Source organism: Hymenobacter agri (assembly GCF_054778495.1).
The window spans coordinates 1-4,149 of the sequence record NZ_BAAGZM010000384.1 but is presented as its reverse complement, the minus strand read 5'-3'; the positions used below and the strand labels follow the sequence as shown (position 1 = coordinate 4,149).

At 60.1% G+C, this 4,149-nt stretch carries 3 protein-coding genes and 1 pseudogene; all 4 read left to right on the top strand.

Annotated elements, in window-relative coordinates; translation table 11 throughout:
- Positions 1–366 precede the first annotated feature (366 nt).
- The gene (locus ACYVDE_RS16175; RefSeq protein ID WP_460502580.1) at positions 367–792 is read left to right on the top strand and encodes a ribosome-binding factor A; all 426 of its coding nucleotides are present in this window, start codon (positions 367–369) and stop codon (positions 790–792) included.
- 90 nt (positions 793–882) lie between these two features.
- Entirely contained in the window at positions 883–1,692 is an 810-nt protein-coding gene (locus ACYVDE_RS16170) for a class I SAM-dependent methyltransferase (protein ID WP_460502579.1), read from the top strand.
- Between the two features lie 190 nt (positions 1,693–1,882).
- Positions 1,883–3,115 (top strand): ABC transporter permease, encoded by a 1,233-nt coding sequence (locus ACYVDE_RS16165; RefSeq protein ID WP_460502578.1) that lies wholly within the window; start codon positions 1,883–1,885, stop codon positions 3,113–3,115.
- 192 nt (positions 3,116–3,307) lie between these two features.
- A pseudogene (locus ACYVDE_RS16160) lies at positions 3,308–4,149 on the top strand (ATP-dependent helicase); the annotation flags it as partial.

The window sequence follows — 4,149 nt, the reverse complement described above, 5'->3', positions numbered from 1 at the left end:
TGCAGGCGCTCGCCCACCAGTAGGGCCCGCAGCTCCTCGGCCGTGAGGGGCAGGCCCAGCCAGAGCAGCGGCAGGCGCAGCGCCAGTACCAGCAGCAGCAGCGCCGCCAGCTGGGTCGGCAAGGAGCTCTTAAAAAAGCGAAGCACTGCTTTCGGGAATAAGGAAAAAGGAATGGGGAATACGGCAAAGGTATCGGGCGTGCTGGTTGCGCCGCTAGCAATCCATTCCTGCCAGTCCAGCGCCTCGGCCCTGCCCGGGCAACTTCGCTTTCTTCTGCGCCTTTTCCGCTCCCGGCTTTCCCTTGCTCATCGCCCTATGCCTTATCCCTTTTTCCCTGTCCCCCATCCCGTACCTTTGCCGGTCATTATGGAAAGCAAACGACAACAGAAAATGGCCAGCCTGCTACAGCAGGAGCTGGCCGCCGTGCTCCAGCGCGATTTGCCGCACCTCTTTGGGGGCGGCATGGCCCCGGGCATCAGCACCGTGAAGGTGACGCCTGACCTGGGCCAGGCCCGCGTGTACCTGAGCCTGCTGCTGGGCGGCGACGCCGAAGCCCGCCTCGAAACCGTGCGCGACAACGCCAAGGAAATTCGCCACGCGCTGGCCAAGCGCATCCGCCAAACGGCCCGCGTGGTGCCCGAGCTCATCTTCTTCCACGACGACAGCGCCGCCTACGCCGCCCACATGGACCAGGTGCTCGGCACACTCGTCATTCCGCCCGCCCCGAAGGACGAGGCTTCGGACGACGAAGACGACAAACCCGCCCGGCCGCGTTTGTTCAAGGGTGAATGAGTGAATGAGTGAATGGGTGAATGACTTTTGTCCTGCGCTCATTCGCTCAACCGTCTCATTCACTCATTCACCCATTCACTCATTCACCCATTGTACTACGACCCCATTAAGAAGACGCTCGGCCAAGTGTTCAACCGCACGCCGTGGCTGCGCCGGCTGTTTTATCACCTGCTCGATTTGCTGCTGCTTCGCACCTGGCACGTGCACCGCGAGCTGCGCCGCTGGGCCAAAGGCCGCACCCAAGAGCCGCTGAACATTCTCGACGCCGGCTCGGGCTACGGCCAGTATACCTATTGGCTGAGCGGGCTGAGCTCGAAATGGAACATTCTGGCCGTGGATGTGAAGGAGGAGCAAGTGGCCGACTCCAACGCCTTCTTCCGGCAGATTGGCCGCCGCAATGTGCAGTTTGCCGTGCAGGACCTCGTGCTCTATCAGGAGCCCAACACCTTCGACCTGGCCTTATCGGTTGATGTGATGGAGCACATTCTGGAAGACGTGGAGGTGTTCCGCAACATTCACGCTTCGCTGAAGGACGGCGGCATGCTGCTGATTTCGACCCCCAGCGACCAGGGCGGCTCCGACGTGCACGACGATGGCGAAACCAGCTTCATCGAGGAGCACGTGCGCGACGGCTACAATATCCGAGAGATTCAGCAGAAGCTGAGCACCGCCGGCTTCGAGCGCATCGAGGCCCGCTACAGCTACGGCGAGCCGGGCCAGATTTCGTGGCGCCTCAGCATGAAATACCCCATTCTGATGCTGGGCAAGTCGCGGGCATTTTTCATTCTGCTGCCGTTCTACTACGCCGTGGTGTTCCCCTTCTGCCTGCTGCTGAACTGGCTCGACGCCCGTAGCACCCACGATTCCGGCACCGGCCTCATCGTGAAAGCCTGGAAGTAACACTCGGCTTAACCGGAGTTTATAGCTGCAGCCAGCAACCTTCGTTGCGAAGCTGGCGCTGCTAACCTTCCTTTTATGTCTGCGTTAGCGTAGCTTTCCGCTCGCAACCCCTACCCCGCGACTCTACTCCCCCGAGGAATCGTCCACGAAATCCGTGCAATCCGTGCGCAATCCGACGAATCCGTGATTTATGAACGTACCCTTCCTCATTGCCCGGCGCTACTTCCGCTCCAAGAACAAGCGCAACATCATCACCATCATTTCCAACATTTCAATGATTGGCGTGGCGGTGGGCACAGCTGCGCTCATCATTGTGCTGTCGGTGTTCAACGGGCTTGAGGACCTGGTGCGCACGCTATACGGCAAGTCCGACCCTAATCTGGTGATTTCAGCGGCTAAAGGCAAAGCCTTCGACGTGGACCGCACCTTCCTGATGAAGCTGGAAAACACGCCCGGCGTGGCCCTGCTCACGCAGGTGATTGAGGACAACGCCCTGCTGCAGTACCACGACCGCCAGATGGTGGTGAAGATGCGCGGCCTCTCGGATAACTACTTCGGCCAGAGCCAGATTGACGCCAACATTCGGGAGGGCGACCACCGCCTGCACCGCGACAGCCTCGACGTAGCCTTGGTGGGCGCGGGCGTGCAGCACGAGCTCAGCATCACGCTCAACAACCGCCTGGCCCCGCTGCGCCTGCTGTACCCGCGCAACACGGCCGGCCGCAAAACCCTGAGCATGAACCCCGAAGACGCCTTCAACCAGGAAAGCCTGATTGCGGGCGGCGTGTTCCTCATCGAGCAGCACATCGACGACAGCTACATTTTCGTGCCCATCTCCTTCGCCCAGCGCCTGTTGGGCTACACCACCCGCCGCACGGCGCTGTACGTGAAAGTGGGCGGCAGCTTCGAGATTGAACAGGTGAAGGAACAGCTGCGCAAACAGCTGGGCCCCAGCTTCAAAGTGCAGGACTCGGATGAGCAGCACGTGAGCCTGTTCAAGGCTATTAAGGTGGAAAAGCTGTTTGTGTTCATCACCTTCACGCTCATCCTGCTGATTGCCTCACTCAACATCTTCTTCTCGCTGTCGATGCTCGTTATTGACAAGAAGAAAGACATTGCGGTGCTGCTGGCCATGGGCGCCAACCAATTGGCCGTGCGGCGCACGTTCCTGTACGTGGGAGCCATTGTGGCCCTGGTAGGCGCCACGGTAGGGCTGCTCACCGGCGTCACGCTGTGCTGGTTGCAGCAGCGCTTCGGACTGGTGAGCATGGGCATGGCCACGAGCGTGGTCGAATCGTACCCTGTAAAAATGCAGGTGTCGGACATTGCCTTCACCTGCTTGTCTATTGTGCTTATCACGCTGGCTGTCAGCATCCGGCCGGCGCTGAACGCGGGCAACCTCGATTTGCGCGAAAATCTGTAGGCCACTCCCTATTTGGGCAGGGTTAAGCCCTTGATTATTTGGCCGGCAGCTAGTCCACACCCCGAGGCCGCCCCATTTTGGGGCGGCTTTTCCCGTTTTAAAACCATACCGTCCTTTTCTAAGCACAAAAAATTATGGGTGCGTATTTCCATTTTCAGCCCTACCTTGCGCTTTCCGCGAGCGCGCCCGGCTATGAAAGTATCTACCGCTGAACCTTTTCAAATCGTTTACTCCCTCTTCGAGCACGAATGTCTGGGGCATTTGTTCGCGGCCTACGTGGTGCAGTTGGGCCCCCGCGGGCAGCTGACGCTGCAACACCAGACGGTTTCGGGCAAGAACGTGCACGAATTCGCCGCCGGCCTCGACGCTACTGACTTCGAAATAGTTGCCCTCTGCGACCAGCTGCAGCAGGAAGCCATTGTGAAGGAATTCTGGCCCCGTAAGATTGCCACGGCCGAGTTTTTCCTGAAAACGTACCACCCCGAAAAAGGCGACAAGCCCCTGCAGGAGGCCATTGCCCGGCAGGTGCAGGCCCGCATGGGTGCGGTGCTGGCCCGGCTGGCGGGCAAGCAGGTATTCATCATGGGCCGCGACGGCGAGCCGACCTGGAAGGAGATTGGCCTGGCGCCCGCTAAAGCGTCCATCCTGTTTCACTTCCGGCGCAACGAAGAAGGCACGCACTACTTCCCCACCATTCAGTACCAGGGTCAAAAGCTTGACTTCCAATACAAAGATGCTGTGTTGGTGTGCCTGCAGCCGGCCTGGCTGCTGCTCAACGACCTGCTCTACACCTTCCGCACCGAGGTTGACGGCAAGAAGCTGCTGCCCTTCCTGAAGAAGAAATTCATCGTGGTGCCGCGCAACGTGGAAGAGAGTTACTTCCAGAAGTTTGTGGCGCCACTGATGGAGTCGTTCGAGGTGCACGCCCGCGGGTTCGACATTCGCTCCGAGCGGTTTTTGGCCCGGCCGCGCCTCACCTACACCGATGCTGTGCCGGCCCCGCCGCCGCCCGAAGCGCCGGTGCGCCCCCCCGG

Excerpts from the sequence above, each read along its gene's own strand:
- ACYVDE_RS16175 (WP_460502580.1), top strand. The coding sequence starts at position 367 with ATGGAAAGCAAACGACAACAGAAAATGGCCAGCCTGCTACAGCAGGAG.
- ACYVDE_RS16165 (WP_460502578.1), top strand. The coding sequence starts at position 1,883 with ATGAACGTACCCTTCCTCATTGCCCGGCGCTACTTCCGCTCCAAGAAC.